12 protein-coding genes are annotated in these 15,434 nt (G+C 70.3%); 8 read left to right on the top strand and 4 right to left on the bottom strand.

The window, feature by feature from the left end; all coding sequences use genetic code 11:
* Nucleotides 1-285: 285 nt before the first annotated feature.
* Nucleotides 286-1,242 carry a polyprenyl synthetase family protein gene (locus tag ACU6XJ_RS27635; protein ID WP_476317928.1) on the top strand — a complete coding sequence of 319 codons (957 nt, stop codon included), beginning with the start codon at nt 286-288 and terminating at the stop codon, nt 1,240-1,242.
* Here ACU6XJ_RS27635 and ACU6XJ_RS27630 read toward each other — a convergent pair.
* Both ACU6XJ_RS27630 and ACU6XJ_RS27625 read right to left on the bottom strand, forming a co-directional pair.
* On the bottom strand, nt 1,236-1,358 hold the full coding sequence (locus tag ACU6XJ_RS27630; protein WP_476317925.1) for a hypothetical protein: 123 nt from the start codon (nt 1,356-1,358) through the stop codon (nt 1,236-1,238). The two genes, ACU6XJ_RS27635 and ACU6XJ_RS27630, sit on opposite strands and share 7 nt — an antisense overlap.
* Nucleotides 1,355-3,109 carry a hypothetical protein gene (locus tag ACU6XJ_RS27625; protein ID WP_476317922.1) on the bottom strand — a complete coding sequence of 585 codons (1,755 nt, stop codon included), beginning with the start codon at nt 3,107-3,109 and terminating at the stop codon, nt 1,355-1,357. The genes ACU6XJ_RS27630 and ACU6XJ_RS27625 overlap by 4 nt, the downstream gene beginning before the upstream one ends.
* Before the next feature lie 145 nt (nt 3,110-3,254).
* Between ACU6XJ_RS27625 and ACU6XJ_RS27620 the strand changes: the two genes are divergently transcribed.
* From ACU6XJ_RS27620 to ACU6XJ_RS27605, 4 genes are read left to right on the top strand one after another with little or no spacing between them, the layout of a single operon-like run.
* Entirely contained in the window at nt 3,255-4,763 is a 1,509-nt protein-coding gene (locus tag ACU6XJ_RS27620) for an FAD-dependent oxidoreductase (RefSeq protein ID WP_476317920.1), read from the top strand.
* A 58-nt stretch (nt 4,764-4,821) separates the two neighbouring features.
* Nucleotides 4,822-6,207, top strand: coding sequence for a hypothetical protein (locus ACU6XJ_RS27615; protein WP_476317917.1), 1,386 nt, complete (start codon nt 4,822-4,824; stop codon nt 6,205-6,207).
* Complete coding sequence (locus ACU6XJ_RS27610; RefSeq protein WP_476317914.1) at nt 6,204-7,301, top strand: DUF917 domain-containing protein; 1,098 nt, start codon at nt 6,204-6,206, stop codon at nt 7,299-7,301. Before ACU6XJ_RS27615 ends, ACU6XJ_RS27610 begins: the two co-directional genes overlap by 4 nt.
* Nucleotides 7,298-8,851, top strand: a complete 1,554-nt coding sequence (locus ACU6XJ_RS27605) for a PucR family transcriptional regulator (RefSeq protein WP_476317911.1) — start codon at nt 7,298-7,300, stop codon at nt 8,849-8,851. The genes ACU6XJ_RS27610 and ACU6XJ_RS27605 overlap by 4 nt, the downstream gene beginning before the upstream one ends.
* A gap of 71 nt (nt 8,852-8,922) precedes the next feature.
* Here the strand turns inward: ACU6XJ_RS27605 and ACU6XJ_RS27600 are convergent, their stop codons facing one another.
* Both ACU6XJ_RS27600 and ACU6XJ_RS27595 read right to left on the bottom strand, forming a co-directional pair.
* Nucleotides 8,923-10,614, bottom strand: coding sequence for a hydantoinase B/oxoprolinase family protein (locus tag ACU6XJ_RS27600; protein WP_476317909.1), 1,692 nt, complete (start codon nt 10,612-10,614; stop codon nt 8,923-8,925).
* Between the two features lie 4 nt (nt 10,615-10,618).
* Nucleotides 10,619-12,670, bottom strand: coding sequence for a hydantoinase/oxoprolinase family protein (locus ACU6XJ_RS27595; protein ID WP_476317906.1), 2,052 nt, complete (start codon nt 12,668-12,670; stop codon nt 10,619-10,621).
* 199 nt (nt 12,671-12,869) lie between these two features.
* Here ACU6XJ_RS27595 and ACU6XJ_RS27590 point away from each other — a divergent pair, with 199 nt between their 5' ends.
* The 3 genes from ACU6XJ_RS27590 (at nt 12,870) to ACU6XJ_RS27580 (ending at nt 15,318) form a co-directional block, all read left to right on the top strand.
* Nucleotides 12,870-13,868, top strand: a complete 999-nt coding sequence (locus tag ACU6XJ_RS27590; RefSeq protein ID WP_476317903.1) for a PHP domain-containing protein — start codon at nt 12,870-12,872, stop codon at nt 13,866-13,868.
* A gap of 198 nt (nt 13,869-14,066) precedes the next feature.
* The gene (locus ACU6XJ_RS27585) at nt 14,067-14,489 is read left to right on the top strand and encodes an RICIN domain-containing protein (protein WP_476317900.1); all 423 of its coding nucleotides are present in this window, start codon (nt 14,067-14,069) and stop codon (nt 14,487-14,489) included.
* Between the two features lie 202 nt (nt 14,490-14,691).
* On the top strand, nt 14,692-15,318 hold the full coding sequence (locus ACU6XJ_RS27580) for an alpha-ketoglutarate-dependent dioxygenase AlkB (protein ID WP_476317898.1): 627 nt from the start codon (nt 14,692-14,694) through the stop codon (nt 15,316-15,318).
* Nucleotides 15,319-15,434 lie beyond the last annotated feature (116 nt).

Raw genomic sequence — 15,434 nt, 5'->3', positions numbered from 1 at the left:
ACGCCGACAGGTGTTGCCGCCGGGAAGTCTCGCGAAACCTGGAGTTCTCGGTGTCACTCGCCTGCCGAGGCGCTGGGTCGCCGCCAGCGTTCCCACCAGCGGTTTCGACTGGAGAGCATCCGTTATGTCCCCTATCGCGGGATATTTGTCGGCCGGACCGCGCTCGAGGCCAAGTTCTGCGCGTGCGGACCGTGTCGTCTCATAATTCCGGAGTGTGACGTCCCGGCACCGGGGAAATCTCGCACATGGCCATTGAGCTGCGCTTCAACGGCGAGGGGGTGCGTGATGGATGACGGTTTCACCCAGCAGTTGCGCAAGAAGGTCGGGGCTGTTCTGGCCGAGTTCGTCGCGGACCGGCTGTCGCCGGACGGCAGGCACGACCTGGTGCCGCACCAACTCGGGGAGCGCCTCGCCCACGTCATCCTGCGGCCGGGGCCGCGTATCCGGCCGCTGTTCTGCTACTGGGGTTGGCGCGGCGCCGACCAGCCCGACTCCGAGGACATCGTGCGGGCCGCCGCCGCGTTGGAGCTGGTGCACGCGTTCGCCCTCATCCAGCAGGACAGCGTGGACTCCGCACACGGTGGTACCGCGGTGCTCGCCGCGGGGCTGTGCCTGAGCTGGTCGGACGATCTGTTCGGGGTCGGGCGGTTCCCGCCGCCGCGGCTGCTGCCCGCGTTGTCGCTGCTGCACAGGATGCGGTCGGAAGTGGTCACCGGCCAGTACCTGGACCTGGCCGAACGCAACGGCAACGGCAGCCTGACCGGGGCGCTCAACGTCATCCGCTACAAGACCGCCCGCTACACGGTGGAGCGCCCGCTGCATGTCGGTGCGGCACTGGCGGGGGCGCCGCAGTCGCTGCTGGACACCTACACCGCCTTCGGCCTGCCGCTGGGTGAGGCGTTCCAGCTGCGGGACGACATCATCGGCGCTTTCGGGCACCCCGACGACTTCGAGGACTTCCGCACCGGGCGTCCGACGGTGCTGATGGCCTTGGCCCGGCAGCGTGCCGATGCCGTGCAGGACGTGCTGATCAAACGCCTGCACGGCGATCCCGCCCTGGACGCCTCCGGCGCCGAACTGCTGCGCGGGGTGCTGCGCGACACCTCGGCCCTGCGGATCGTGGAGGGCATGATCGAGCGCCGCGTCGAGACGGCGTTCGCAACCCTCGACCAGGCGTTGCTACCCACCGAGGTCAAGGACGCCCTGCACAGGCTGGCCGGTGAGGTGATGTCGGCTCACTGATCGGGCGGGCGGCGGCGGGCCGCCACGATCACCACCGCGGCGAGCACGATGAGCGGGCCCGCGATGGCGGGGAACTCCCAGCCCGCCCCTTGGCTCGCCAGCACCACCACCGTCATGCCGCGGCCTTCTCCCTGGGGCGCCTTCCTGCCATGGCCAGTGCGCTCGCGGTGGAGACGATCATCAGTACCAGCACCAGGCCGACGACCACGTAGCCGGTGTTCCACAGCCAGGCGGGCACGTCGGTCTTCTGCTCGCGCTGGAGCAGGCGCTTCTCCTCGATGAACGGACGGGTCGCGCCGTCCTGGGCGGGGATCTCCGGGGCCGGGATCGCGGCGTCAGCGGGGAAGTACACCGGGACCGCCACGAGGTCGTTGGGGGTGTGGTGCAGGCGGATCGCGGTCTTCCAGTCCGAGTGCACCGGCAGCGGGCGCTCCGCGCGGTAGACACCGTCGCCGATATGGCGCATCGGGGTGACGATCAGGCCGCCGCCCTGCCAGGCCAGCGCCTGCACCCACACCGCGTCCTGAGCGAGGTTCGCGGGCTCAAGGCGCGCGCTGATCAGCGCCTCGCCGTCGCTGGTTCGCTCGATGCCCAGCGTGGCGGTGCCCTGGGTGTCGTGGGTGGGCGGTACGACGATGCCGACGGTCAGGATCACCGCGGCCAGGGCCGCGGCGGCGGCGCCGTGCCGGGGACGCTCCTCGGGGACGGCGGTTTCGACCTCGGCCAGCCGGGCGCCCATCCAGCCCGCCATCACGCCCGTGGCCAGGCCCGCGACCGCGGTGAACGGCAGGATCAGCGACATCAGGTCGGTGGGCCAGGCGATCGGGCTGAACGTGTGCGTCCACGGGTACTCGGCCAGCACGCCCAGGGTGCCCGCGCCGAGACCGGCGACGAGGCCGAAGCGGAGCCGGTTGGCGGGCGGGACGAGCAGCGCGACGAGTTCGATGACCAGCGCGATGCCCAGCAGCAGCGGGAACCGCGGCGGGGTCAGCCCGAACACGTCGCCGACCAGCAGGTTCAAAAACAGCCGCAGCACCAGGAAGACGGCGAGCATGGCCAGCACCGAGCCGCGGCCGAAGCGGATGCGGGTGGCGACGAACGCCCACACCGCGAACACCGTCAGCAGCACCGGCTGGGCGATGAGCGGGAACTGCGGGGCGCCGTCGTCGTACTCCATCAGGTACACGAAGCAGATCAGCAACAGCCCCAGCCCGGAGATCCACTCGCAGGCCCGCAGGAACGGGGAGCGCCCGGTGGCCTGCTGCGCCTCCACCGCCAGCACCCAGCTTCCCACCACCGAGAACAGGGCACCGCCGACCAGCAGGATGTGGGTGGGGCCCCACAGCGTGACGTCCTGGCCGAACAGGCGGTGCCACACGTCGTCCATCGGGAACGCCGCGAAGGCGAACACGCCGCTGATGGTGATCAGCGCGGCGCCGTAGGGCACCCGCCAGTGCTTGCCGATGCGCAGGCTGCGGCGGGGCAGCGGCTCGCGGGAGAGGCCGAGGGCGAAGCCGCCGTTGGCCACGATCAGCAGCAGGCCGAAGAAGATGAGGTAGTGCGCGGGGTTGGCCAGCGGGCCTTCGTCGCGGCCCTCGTTGAAATGGATGGAGACGTCCCAGTAGACGCCGATGCCCGCGAACACGATCACGCCGATGGTCAGCAGCGGTGCCAGCACCGCCCAGCGCGGTGCCCCGGTGTGCTCGGCCGCCCAGTCCGCGACGCGACCCACCAGCGTTTTTCTGCCGAGGCCCTCGCGGAGGATCACGTAGGCGATGATCGCGAACATCGCCGTGGTGAATGCCGAGACGATCACGATCTGGTCCAGCGGCGCGCCACCCGCCGATGGGGCCTGTGCCAAAAGCATCGCTCTGCCCTCATTCGTGCCGTTACTTGCGGTAACTGTAACTTTTGGTAACACCTCCCACAAGTGGCTCCCATACAGTGGGCGTAACGCGGAATCCGGCCGGGTATCTCCCGCTCATGGCCCGCCGCGAATTCCTGGAGCAACCATGACCGAACTGCCCGCATCCTGCGAGTCGTATTGGATGGCCAGCACCACGGCCGGGCCGGTGTTCCGCGAGCCGGTGCCGTCGGCCGCCGATGTGGTCGTGGTCGGCGCCGGGATCGCCGGGCTGACCACCGCCTATCTGCTCCAGCAGGCGGGGCGGCAGGTGGTGGTGCTCGAGGCGGAGAAGATTGTCGCGGGCGTCACCGGCAACACCACCGCCAAGATCAGCTGCCAGCACAACCTGATCTACGCCGAACTCGTCTCCACCCTGGGGAGGGGGGCCGCCGCGACCTACGCGGCGAGCCAGATCGCCGCGCTGGAGTGGCTCGCAGAGCACGCGGGAGCGGTGGACTGCGACTTCTCCCGTCAGGACAGCCACCTCTACGCCACCGATCCGTCCTACCTGGACAAGTTCCGCACAGAGGCCGAGGTGGCGGCGGAACTCGGGCTGCCCGCGGAGTTCACCGCCGAGACCGACCTGCCCTTCACCGTGGCCGGGGCGGTGCGATTCACCGGGCAGGCACAGTTCCATCCCCGGCGCTGGCTGCTCGCGCTCGCCGAGCGCATCACCTCGAGCGGCGGAGCGATCATCGAGGGCGCGAGGGTGCAGTCGGTCGGCCATGACCAGACCGTGGAGACGGCGCAGTTCTCCATCAAGGCCCGCGACGTGGTGATCGCGACCCACTTCCCGATCCTGGACCGCGGCGTGTACTTCGCGCGGCTGGAACCCACCCGCGACCTCGTGGTGGCGGCGCCGGTTCCCGCCGACAAGGCGCCCGATGGCATGTTCCTGGCCGCCGACACCGGCCACTCGGTGCGCACCACCCCGTACGAGAACGACAGGCGGCTGTTGATCGTGGGCGGCGAGCACTATCGCACCGGAGCGGCGACCGACGTCCAGCAGCGGTACCGGAAACTCGCCGCCTGGGCTGGGGAGCGGTTCGGGATCGACCGGTTCGCCTACCGCTGGTCCGCGCACGACCTCAGCACCCTGGACCGGGTGCCCTACATCGGCCGCTACCTGCCCGGCGGCAAACACCTGTGGGTCGCGACCGGGTTCGGGCAGTGGGGCATGACCAACGGCACCGTGGCCGGGATGCTGCTCGCCGATCTGATCACCGGGCAGGACAACCCCTGGGCCGGGCTGTACGACCCGAGCCGGGTCAACGCCCGGTCGGCGGTCAAAGCGCTGTCCGCCAACGCCACCGTGGCCAAGCACCTCGCGGGCGATCAGGCCAAGGCGCTGGGCGCCTCGGTGGACGGGCTTGCCCCCGGCGAAGCGAGGGTTGGGCGCTCCGGCGCCACGATGGTCGCCGCCTACCGGGACGAGGGCGGCGCGCTGCACGCGGTGAACGCCCGCTGCACCCACCTGGGATGCCTGGTCGCGTTCAACGACGCCGAGAAGACCTGGGACTGCCCGTGTCATGCCTCCCGGTTCGGACTCGACGGCGCCGTGCTGCACGGACCGGCGGTGAAACCGCTGCCCAAGATCGACCCGCGGCAGCTATAGGCGCCGCCCGCCCGCTGGAGTGAGTGGACCGGTACGTTATGTCCTCACTATGACGGACATGCGGATCGGTGTGCGGGTCACCGCGACCCAGGTGCATGCCGCGCTGATGGAGGGCGGCACGCTGATCGCCCGCCGGTCCGCGGCCCGCGCGGGGGAACGCGTGCTGCCGCGTCTGCTGCGCGCCATCATGGGCGCCGCGACCATCGAGGCCGTCACCTTCGACTTGTCCTCGGTGCTCGCCGAGCCCGAGGCCGCCGCCGACGGCCGCATCGGGGTGCTCCGGCTGCTGCCAAGGGCGACCCGCTCGGCGGCGCTGAGCGGCCACCCCAACGCCATGGTGCGGCGGGTGGTCGGCCACCGGGCGGTGGCCCGCGGCGGTCACGACCTGTTCGGCGAATCGCTGGCGGAACTGGACTTGGACGAGATCACCCGGTTCGCGCTGGAGTGCGGGCGGCTGGGCATCGGCGACGCGGTGATCGTCGGCGCGGGTTCGGTCGGCGACTCCAGCCACGAGCGCGCCGTGGCCCAGCACCTGCATTCCGTGCACCCCGGGCTGCGGGTGTGCGCCTCGCACGAGATCAGCGGGATCGGCATGTACGAGCGGGAGGCGGCCTGCGTGCTCAACGCTGCGCTGTCACCGCTGGCGGAACGGCTCATCTCGGAGGCTGAGCACGCCGTCGCCGCCGTGGGGCCACAGGTGCCGTGCTGGTTCGCCACCGGCGACGGCGGGCGGGTCTCGGCCGAGCGGCTGCGCGCGACTCCGGTGCTGGCCGTCGGCGCGGGCACCGCCCTGCGGATGCAGGGCGGTGCCGAGATCAGCGGACACCCGACTGCGCTGCTGATGATCGTCAAGGCGGACTCCGAGGCCCCGGGCTCGGGCGCGCGGTGCACCCTGGGACAGGTGATCGACGGCTTGCCGCTGGTGTCCTCCCAGCAGGCCAGGGCCGCGGGCGCCCGACTGTCCACTCCGGAGGCCATCGTCGTGGAGTCCACAGTGGACAGAGCGTCGGTCGAGGCGATCAGGGGCGACGACAGCCTGCTCGCGACCTCGTCGGACCTGCCCATGGTGGTGGTTGGCGACAACCTGGTCGTCGACGATCGGATCCGGCAGTTCCTCGGCGGCAGGCTCTCCCGCGCGCACCTGGTGGGGTGGGAGCAGGGCCACGAGCTGGCGGGCGCCGACCTCGCCGCGGTCGGCGCCGCGTGCAGCGAGCCGAGTTGCTGGCTGGAGCAGGTGGTCTTCGCCGTGAGCGAGCAGGAGTTGGAGGCCGAGCGGCGGCGCTTCGAGACCCGCGCGCTCGCCGCGGTCACCGCGGGCGGCGCCGAACCCGGCGCGGAGCGGATCATCCAGTCGGACGCCACCTCGGTGGCGTTCCTGCGGTCCGGCTCCTACCGGCTGCGGGTCCGCGCGACCGGCAGGCCCGCGATGGCGGTGCCGCGGTGAGCGAACGCAGCATCGGCGCCGAGGACATCGACGCGCTCACTCTGGGCGCCAAGCTCTCCTGTTCCGGGTCCGGCATCGACTGCATGGACACCTTCGCCGACTGGGTGCGTGAGGTGCTGCACGAGCACGGCCCGGTCCGGCTGGTGACCCCCGACGAACTCGACCCCTCGCTGCGCTGCGCCGCGTTCGGCATGATCGGCTCCGGCATGGCGATCACGGAGCTTCCGGCGGCGGGCGATGAACCGGAACTGCTGTTACGCGCGGTCCGGCAGCGGCTGGGCATCGACCTCGGCGCGGTGACGGCGCTCAACGTCGCGTCCGTGAACGCCTTCTGCCCCATCGTGGTCGCCGCCGTCAGCGGACTGCCTTTGGTGGACTGCGACGGCATGGGCCGGATCTTCCCGATGATGGACCAGACTTCCTACGCCATGGCGAAGCTGCCGATCGGCCCGCTGGCCTCGGTCAGCCGCGCCGGGGACATCTTCACCCTGGAGGCCACCGCGCACCGCGCCGAACAGCTGCTGCGCGCCACCATGCAGGTCTGCGGCGGCTGGATGCTCACCGCCACCTACCCGACCACTGTGGACACGCTGCCCGGGGTTGGCATCATCGGCTCCTTCGCCAAGGCGCTGGCGATGGGGGAGGCGCTGCTGGGTGCCGCCGACTTCGACACCGCCATCCGCAGGCTCTCCGCCAGCACCGGGGTGCGCAGGGCCAGCCTCGGCCGCGGCCGGGTGCTGGAGGTCCGCCACCACCCCAAAGCCGGCGAGGCGGGCCTGCCCGCCGCGCCGATGAGCGTGATCGTCGCCGCCGAAGGACAGCAGCCCCGGCTGATCAGGTTGGAGGCGCACAACGACCTGCTGATCGCCATGGTGGACGGGGCGATCGCGGCGGCGGTGCCGGACCTGATCTCCTTCGTGGACCCGCAGGATGTGCGGGTGATCGACCTGGAACACATCTCGGTGGGCGACCTGGTGGACGTGGTCGTGGTGCCCGCCCCGCCCATCTGGTACACCGAGGCCGGCCTGCGATTGGTCGGGCCGCACGCCTTCGGCTTCCCGATCAGGCATCCAGCGGTGGAGGTCAATGGATGACCCGCTCGGCACGCACCGACCTGCTCACGGTCGGGGAGCTCATCCGGCACGGCCCGCTGGCCCGTGCCACCGGCGTGATGACCGACCATGTGGACCGTCCGGTCGCGCGGGTGAGCCTCATCGCCGACCTGGAACAGCTCCGCTCGGTGCCCCCGCACACCGCCGCCGTGCTCTACGGCGCCGCCGCGACCGGCGGCTGGGCGGTGGAGGCGGCGCTGCGGATCGCCTGGGAGCGCAACCTGTCCTGCCTCATCGGCTCCTCGGATGTGGTGATCACCAGCTCCTGCACCGAACTGGCCGCGCGGCTGCGGATACCCCTGTTCCTGGTGGACGGTGAACCTGCCGAGCACGCCCTGGAGCTGGCCGTCGCGGTGGCCCACCCCGACGCCACCCGCGCCGACCTCGTCGCCCGCTGCGCACGGCTGATCAGCAGTGAGACCACCGTTCGCGGCATCGTGGGCGTCCTCAACGACCAACTCCCCGGCGTTGGCGTGGCACTGGTGGGGGAGGACAAGCAGTTCCTGGCGGGCCGCGCCGCCGTGTTGCAGGGCGTCCCGCCCGCGGGCGGCGGCGAGGTGAAGGTGCCGGTCACCACCGCCGACGGCCGCCGCTGGGCGGTGTTGGTCGGCAGGCTCACGGCTCAATCACTGGCCTGGGCAGGCACCGTCGAGGTGGTGCTGCGCCTGGCAAGGGCACCGCTGGCGATGAGCGTGCTCGGGCCCGCGCTGTCCCTGGGACGCAAAGCCGCCACCGAACAGTTGGTGCTGGAATCCCTGATCGGCGGCGAGGCACAGGAAACCGCCCGCCCCGCCGAAGCACCCGCGGAACACGCGATGGTCGAATTCGCCATGGAGTCCGCGGTGGACCTGGGCTGGCAACTCGGCGGCCCACTGCTGGCCGTGGCCCTGGTGGCGGGCCGCTCGGCGGCCACGATGGACGCCGAGGTGCTCAGCGCCGGCGTCACCGCCTGCTGGCAGCAGGCCTTCGGCGACCGACCGCTGGTCAAACGCGGCAACGCCTGGATCAGCTGGTGGAGCGGCGAGAACGCCAACGTCGACCGGGTCAGCACCGAGCTTGCCCACCGGCTCGGCGCGGCAGGCACCCCGTTCCCGCTGGTCGCGGGCGTGGGGACGGTGGTGGACGAGGTCACCGGCCTGGCGCGTTCGGTGTGGGAGGCGCACGAGGCGGCCACCGCGGCCGTGGACGAGGCCGCCGTGGCGGGGATGCGGCACCACGTGAAGAACTTCGCCGACCTCGGCCCGCTCAGCGTGCTGGCCCGGCTCCCGCACGAGGACCTGCGGGCCGCGGCGTCGATGGCGTTGAAGGAACTGCTCGAATCCCCCGACGCCGCGGTGCTGGTCCGCACCCTGGTCGCGTTCTTCGACGCGGGAGGCTCCACCGGCGCCGCCGCGAAACTGCTCGGCGTGCACCGCAACACCGTGCTCGGCCGTCTGGAACGCATCCGCAGCCACGGCGTCGACCCCGAAAACCCCCGCACCCGCCTTGCCCTGCACGTCGCGGGCTATGTCCTCACGCAGGTAAACCCGTAAGTGGTAACCGACCTCTGACTTCGGTTGCCACTCACCCTGGGCTGCGCACAGGGGCAGAAGCTCGGTAGCCCCTACCGCGTATAAACCGTGCGAGCTGCGTGTTCGGTGATCTGACGGTCGGCGAGGTCGGCCGCCACCGCGTCGGCGTCGCGTTCGGCGGGTGGGCCGAAGCCGCCGCCTCCGCCGACCTGGCAGCGCAGCACGTCGCCTGACTTGAGCGGGATGCCGTTGGCCTTGAGCAGGCGGCGTTCGTCGGGGCGACCGGGGTTGATGATCACCTCGGGCGGGGTGGCGTCGGCGCCGCCGAACAGGCCCCAGGCGGGTGTCACGGAGCGCTCGAACCACAGCGAGACGGTGCAGTCGTGCAGCGACACGTACTCACGGATCACGCCGTTGCCGCCGCGCCAGCGGCCGGCGCCGCCCGAGTCGGGGCGCAGCCGGTATTCGGTGACGCGGAACGGGAAGCGCTTCTCGAACACCTCGACGGGCACGTCCTTCAGCGAGCCGTTGACGCTGTTGATGAGGGCGCTCTCGCCGTCGGAGCCCTCCCAGGCGCCCCAGCCGCCGAGGACGGCCTCCAGGTTGATGTACTCGCGGTTGTAGCGGGGGTCGGTGCCCGCGAACAGCACCACCATGGAGTCGCCGTAGCTCGCGGCCGCCGCCCGGTCGGGCATGGCGGGCGCCAGCGCTTTGACGATCAGGTCGATGAGCAGGCCGAGGTGGGAGAAGTACCACTGGCAGGCCGCAGGGGGACGGGCTCCGAACACCGAACCGTCGCGCACCTGCACGGTCAGCGGACGGAAGGAGCCGCCGTTGCCGGGCAGGTCGGGGCTCACCAGCAGCTTGTACCCGACCCGGCAGGCCGAGATGGCCTGCGCGATCCCGCAGTTCACCGGGCCGACGGTCTGGTCGGCGGATTCGGTGATGTCGAAGTCGATGTCCTCACCCGATACCGTGATCCGCAGCTTGATCGGCACCGGCTCGGCCAGCGTGATGCCGTCGTTGTCGAGGAAGCCCTCCGCGCGGTACTCGCCGTCGGGGATGGCCGCGATCACCGACCGCTCCAGCCGCTCGGTCTGCGCGAAGATCTCATCGCGCGCCGCGCGCAGGGTATCCGCGCCGAAGCGCCGCACGATCTCCGCCAGCCGCTGCTGGCCCATCTTGATGCAGGCGATCATGGCGTGCATGTCCCCGGAGGTGGGGTAGGGGAACCGCACGTTGGTGGCGATCGTGTCGATCACGCTCGCCACGTCGGTGCCTGCGTCGACCAGCTTCTGCGGGCCAAGCCGCAGGCCCTCCTGGAAGATGTTCACCGAGTCCATCGACCCGCCGGGGTCCTTGGAGCCCACGTCGATCCAGTGCGCCCGGCAGGCTGTGAAACCCACCAGTTCGCCGTCGACGAAGACGGGACCGAAGATCGTCACGTCGTTGAGGTGAGTGCCGCCGAGGTAGCTGTCGTTGAGAATCCACACATCACCTGGTTGCCACACCTCGCGGCCGAAGCGCTCCTCGGTGGCCAGCGTGCAGGTCTCCAGGTTGCCAAGGAAGATCGGCAGGCCCGCCGACTGGCCGAGCACCTGGTGCTCGTCGTCCAGCAGCGCGACGACGCAGTCCCCGCACTCGTAGATGATCGGCGTGTACGCCGAGCGGATCAGCGTCACGTTCATGTCCTGCGCCGCCGAGTTCAGGGCGTTGCGGATGATCTCCACGGTGATCGGGTTGACGTATCGCGACCGCTGCTGCGTCAGAGTGGACGTCGACATGGCCTTACTCCCCCTCGGTGCGGTCCGCGCGGATGAGCAGGGCGCCCAGGGTGTCCACCGCGACCCGGTAGCCGGGCGGCACGACGGTGGTCGCGGTCTTCTCCACCACGATCGCCGGGCCGCGGAAGTGGTGCCCCGGCGCCAGTTGCCCGCGGTTCACCACGATCGTCTGGGCTTCGGCGCCGTCGAAGACCACGGCGGCCTTGCGGTGCGGGAAGTCCTGGCCCGCGGCCTGCGCGGGCGGCAGCGGCACCGCCTGTTCCCGCTGCCCGTGCACGGTGGCCCGCAGCGCGACGAACTCCACCGGGGCACCGGGGTTGCCGTGGCCGTGGCGCTGCTCGTGCAGTCGGTCGAAGCGGCGGGTGATCACGTCCAGGAAGTCCGGCCGCAGCGGCTCGTCGCTGTCGATCACCGGCACCGTCAGCGGGTACTCCTGCTGCGCGTACCGCATGTCCACCGCGAGCGCGACCGTCCGCGCCTCCATCGGCACCCGCTGGTCGTCCAAAGAGGACAGTGCTTGCCGCTCCAAGGCGGCCAGCGCGGCGGCGAACCGCTCGGTGTCCACATCGGACTGGTCGACGAAGTAGTTCTCGGTGAAGTCCTTGCGGGCACCCGCCTGCAGCATCCCCCACGCGGAGAAGGCGCCGGGGTGGCTGGGCACGATGACCTCGCGGATGCCCAGTTCCTCGGCCAGGAACACCGCGTGCATCGGGCCCGCGCCGCCGAAGGCCACCAGCGTGTAGTCGCGTGGCTCGATGCCGCGCTGCACGGTGATGGTGCGGATCGCCTGCGCCATCTTGGCGTTCGCCACCGCGCAGATGCCCTCGGCCATCTCGGTCCGGCTCAGCGCCAGTGTGGCGGCCAACTCGTCCACGGCGGTGTTCGCGCGGTCGGGTCGCAGCGTGACCTCGCCGCCCGCGAACCACTCAGGGTCCACCCGGCCCAGCACCAGGTTGGCGTCGGTGACGGTGGGTTCGGTGCCGCCGCGGTCGTAGCAGGCCGGTCCTGGGTCCGCGCCCGCCGACCGAGGTCCGACTCGCAGCCCGCCTGCCTCCAGCCAGGCGACTGAGCCGCCGCCCGCGCCGATGGTCTCGATGTTCACCATGCTGGCCAGCACAGGGAGGCCCTCGAACTCGGCCTCGGTTGCCACGTCCGGTTCGCCGTCCACGATGAGCGAGACGTCGAAGGACGTGCCGCCCATGTCCATGCAGATGAGGTTCGCCCTGCCCAGTTGGTCGGCCAGCGCCGCGCCGCCCATGGTGCCGCCGACCGGCCCGGACAGCAGTGTCTGTAGCGGCCGTTCCCGGGCCGAGCTCGCGGTGAGGATGCCGCCGGAGGACTGCATGACGTGCACGGTCGTGTCCATCCCCCGCTCGTCGAAGCGCTCGCGGAGGCGGCCGAGGTAGCGGCGGATGACGGGGGAGATGTAGGCCTCCAGCACGGCGGAGGAGGTCCGCTCGTACTCCCGCCACTCGTTGGCGGTCTGGTGCGACAGCGTCACGGTGAAGTCGGTGCCCAACTCCGCCAGCAGGATCTCCCTGGTGACCAACTCGTGGGCGGGGTTGGCGAAACTGAACAGGTAGCTGACCGCGACGGCGCCGAAGCCCTCGTCGCGGGCCCGGCGCGCGGCGGCGCGGACCGCCTCGGTGTTCAGCGGGGTGATCTCGCGGCCCTCGGCGTCCAGTCGCCCGCCGATCTCCACGATGTCGCGCAGCGGCAGCAGCGGGCTGGGCTTGCGATAGTGCAGGTCGTACAGCTTGCGCCGCGGCCCCCGCGCGATGTGGTAGACGTCCCCGGCGCCCTGTCCGGCAAGCAGCAGCACGCGGGCTCCGCGGCGCTGCAGGAGGGCGTTGACGCCCTGGGTGGTGCCGTGGACCAGGAAGGCGATGTCGCCGAAGTCGCCGACCATTCCGCCCAACGCGCCCAGCACCCCGTCGGTGAGGTCGTGCGGGGTTGTCGACGATTTGCCCGCGACGAACTCCCCGGAGGATTCGTCGTGGACGACGACGTCGGTGAACGTCCCTCCGATGTCCATGGCGACCCGTAACGGCGGCATGGTGGACGCCCCCTATGCGTGTTGTGCTGCAAGCCCTCGTCTTTCGACGCTAGGGACAACAGACAACCCCACAGTTGTGCTCGACACACAGGACCGCACCACCCCCTGGGCAGCCGGCACCCGGACACGCCGTTCGGATCAACCTGATGGCCCGCGGCCGTGCGGTGCGATATGGGCGTGTTTTGGCCACACTGGACCCATGGAACCGGTGTGGGCGCTGCGGCAGATCGCATTCCACTTGGAACGTTCTCGCGAACCGACGTATCGGGTGCAGGCCTTCCGCAAGGCCGCGGCCGTGGTAGAGGAGTTGGACCGCGCGGACCTGGAACGTCTGGCGGAAACGGGACGGCTCACCGACCTGACCGGGATCGGCAAGGTGACCGCTGCCGTGATCGCCGAGGCGCTGCGCGGCGAGGAACCCGCGTACCTGAACAAGGTGCTGACCGCGGGCGCCGCCCCGGTGGCGGGCGGCGCGGCCCTGCGAGCGGCGCTCAAGGGGGACTGCCACACGCACTCGACCTGGTCCGATGGCGGCAGCCCGATCGAGGAGATGGCCGAGGCCGCCAGGGCACTCGGCCATGAATGGGTGGCGCTGACCGACCACTCGCCGCGGCTCACCATCGCCCGCGGCCTCACCGCGGACCGCCTGCGCGAGCAGTTGGCGGTCGTCGCGGAGATCAACGAGCGGATGGCGCCGTTCCGCATCCTCACCGGCATCGAGGTCGACATCCTGGACGACGGCTCGCTCGACCAGGAGGAGTCGCTGCTGGCGCAACTGGACGTGGTGGTGGCCAGCGTGCACTCCAAACTGCGGATGGAGCGCCCGGCGATGACCAGGCGGATGTGCAAGGCGGTGGCGAACCCGCATGTGGACGTGCTCGGCCACTGCACAGGACGCATCGTGGTGGGCCGCGGCCGAGCGCAGTCCACCTTCGACGCCGAGAAGGTGTTCACCGCCTGCCGCGAGCACGACACGGCGGTCGAGATCAACAGCCGCCCGGAACGCCTTGACCCGCCGATGAAGCTGCTGCAACTGGCCGCGGACCTGGACTGCACGTTCGCGATCGACTCCGACGCGCACGCACCTGGGCAGTTGGACTGGCTGCCGTATGGCTGCGAGCGCGCCGAGAAATGCGGGATCACCGCCGATCGGATCATCAATACCCTCGGTTTGGCGGATTTCCTCGCGCGCAAATAGCTGGCCGCGCATCGAATTAGTTGTTTGCGGAAGCTTCAAAACACTGTTTGGGCATACCTCCTAGAGGGTGTTCTCGGTCAAGCGCTTTCCGTTTTGCTTGCAATGGATCTCCTGCTGCGGCAGTGTCGGTTCCGCTGGGGCGAGCCTGCGTCTGTGGGCGCGCATTTCCGAAACCTTTTTGGGAAGGCTTGATTTTTCATGTCCAAACTGCGTTTTGCTTCTGTTCTGGGTCTGGCGGCCGTGCTGGCGGGCACGATCATGACCGGTCAGGCCTCCGCTGGTGAGCAGGCCGCCAGGTCGTGGCGGAACGTCTCCACCGGCTTCTGCCTGGACTCCAACGCCGCCCAGCAGGTCTACACGCTGGGCTGCAACGGCGGCAACTACCAGAACTGGGAGCGCAGCGGGGAGAGACTCGTCAACGTCTCGACCGGCTTCTGCCTGGACAGCAACGCCAATGGTCAGGTCTACACCCTGGGCTGCAACGGCGGTAACTACCAGAACTGGCAGCGCGTCGGGCAGACGTTCCGCAACCGGGCCACCGGTTTCTGTCTGGATTCCAACGCTGCCCAGCAGGTCTACACGCTGGGCTGTAACGGCGGCAATTACCAGAACTGGGTCTGACGTTCGACCTGCCTTGTATCCGGTAAGATTTTCATATTCCTAGAGGCCATTTCCGGATTACGGTGAGTGCGAAAAGCACCACATTCGGCGGCGCGGTCGGGGCACCCGACCGTGCCGCTCGACCACACCTGGGGCCGCACGTGACAAAGCCAATCCGCGTGCTTCGAACATATGTTCGCGTCAGTGGGGTATTCTTGGCGGTGTGACGGTGGCGTTGCAGGGGTCGCTCTTCGACGAGCTGGAGGCGATGAGCCTGCGGCCGGTGGCGGACGTTCGGCGCACGGTGCTGGGCAGCGGCGCGTGGATCGATCTGCTGCCCGGCTGGCTCGGCGGCGCGGACGCCCTGTTCGACCTGCTGGCCGAGATCGTGCCCTGGCGCGACGAGCGGCGGCGCATGTACGACCGGGTGGTGGACGTTCCCCGGCTGCTGTGCTTCTACCGCGACGGTGACGAATTGCCGCACCCGATCCTGGCCCAGGCACGACGAAAGCTGACCGAGCACTACGCGGGCGAACTCGGTGAACCGTTCGTCACCGCGGGGCTCTGCTACTACCGCGACGGCAACGACAGCGTCGCCTGGCACGGCGACACCATCGGCCGGGGGAGCACCGAGGACACCATGGTCGCCATCCTCTCCGTCGGCGCCCCGCGAGCGCTGTGCCTGCGACCGAGGGGCGGCGGAGAGGTCGTCCGGCTCGCGCTCGGTCACGGCGACCTCATCGTGATGGGCGGCTCCTGCCAGCGCACCTGGGAGCACGCGGTGCCCAAGACCGGCAAGCCGGTTGGCCCGCGCATCAGCATCCAGTTCCGCCCTCGCGGCGTGCGCTGACCCGTGGCCCAGCCCGAACCGAGCAAGCCTGTGCATCAGCATCCAGTTCCAGCCCCGTGATATGCGCTGACGCAGCCACGGGCGGGCCTGCCCGAATCGGGCAGGCCCGAGTCACG

This window comes from Actinorectispora metalli, from assembly GCF_056323685.1.
The sequence above is the reverse complement of the archived record's forward strand: the minus strand, read 5'-3'. Positions and strand labels throughout refer to the sequence as shown.

Excerpts from the sequence above, each read along its gene's own strand:
- ACU6XJ_RS27615 (WP_476317917.1), top strand. The coding sequence starts at position 4,822 with ATGCGGATCGGTGTGCGGGTCACCGCGACCCAGGTGCATGCCGCGCTG.
- ACU6XJ_RS27590 (WP_476317903.1), top strand. The coding sequence starts at position 12,870 with ATGGAACCGGTGTGGGCGCTGCGGCAGATCGCATTCCACTTGGAACGT.
- ACU6XJ_RS27620 (WP_476317920.1), top strand. The coding sequence starts at position 3,255 with ATGACCGAACTGCCCGCATCCTGCGAGTCGTATTGGATGGCCAGCACC.
- ACU6XJ_RS27600 (WP_476317909.1), bottom strand. The coding sequence starts at position 10,614 with ATGTCGACGTCCACTCTGACGCAGCAGCGGTCGCGATACGTCAACCCG.
- ACU6XJ_RS27625 (WP_476317922.1), bottom strand. The coding sequence starts at position 3,109 with ATGCTTTTGGCACAGGCCCCATCGGCGGGTGGCGCGCCGCTGGACCAG.
- ACU6XJ_RS27630 (WP_476317925.1), bottom strand. The coding sequence starts at position 1,358 with ATGACGGTGGTGGTGCTGGCGAGCCAAGGGGCGGGCTGGGAGTTCCCC.
- ACU6XJ_RS27635 (WP_476317928.1), top strand. The coding sequence starts at position 286 with ATGGATGACGGTTTCACCCAGCAGTTGCGCAAGAAGGTCGGGGCTGTT.
- ACU6XJ_RS27605 (WP_476317911.1), top strand. The coding sequence starts at position 7,298 with ATGACCCGCTCGGCACGCACCGACCTGCTCACGGTCGGGGAGCTCATC.
- ACU6XJ_RS27595 (WP_476317906.1), bottom strand. The coding sequence starts at position 12,670 with ATGCCGCCGTTACGGGTCGCCATGGACATCGGAGGGACGTTCACCGAC.
- ACU6XJ_RS27585 (WP_476317900.1), top strand. The coding sequence starts at position 14,067 with ATGTCCAAACTGCGTTTTGCTTCTGTTCTGGGTCTGGCGGCCGTGCTG.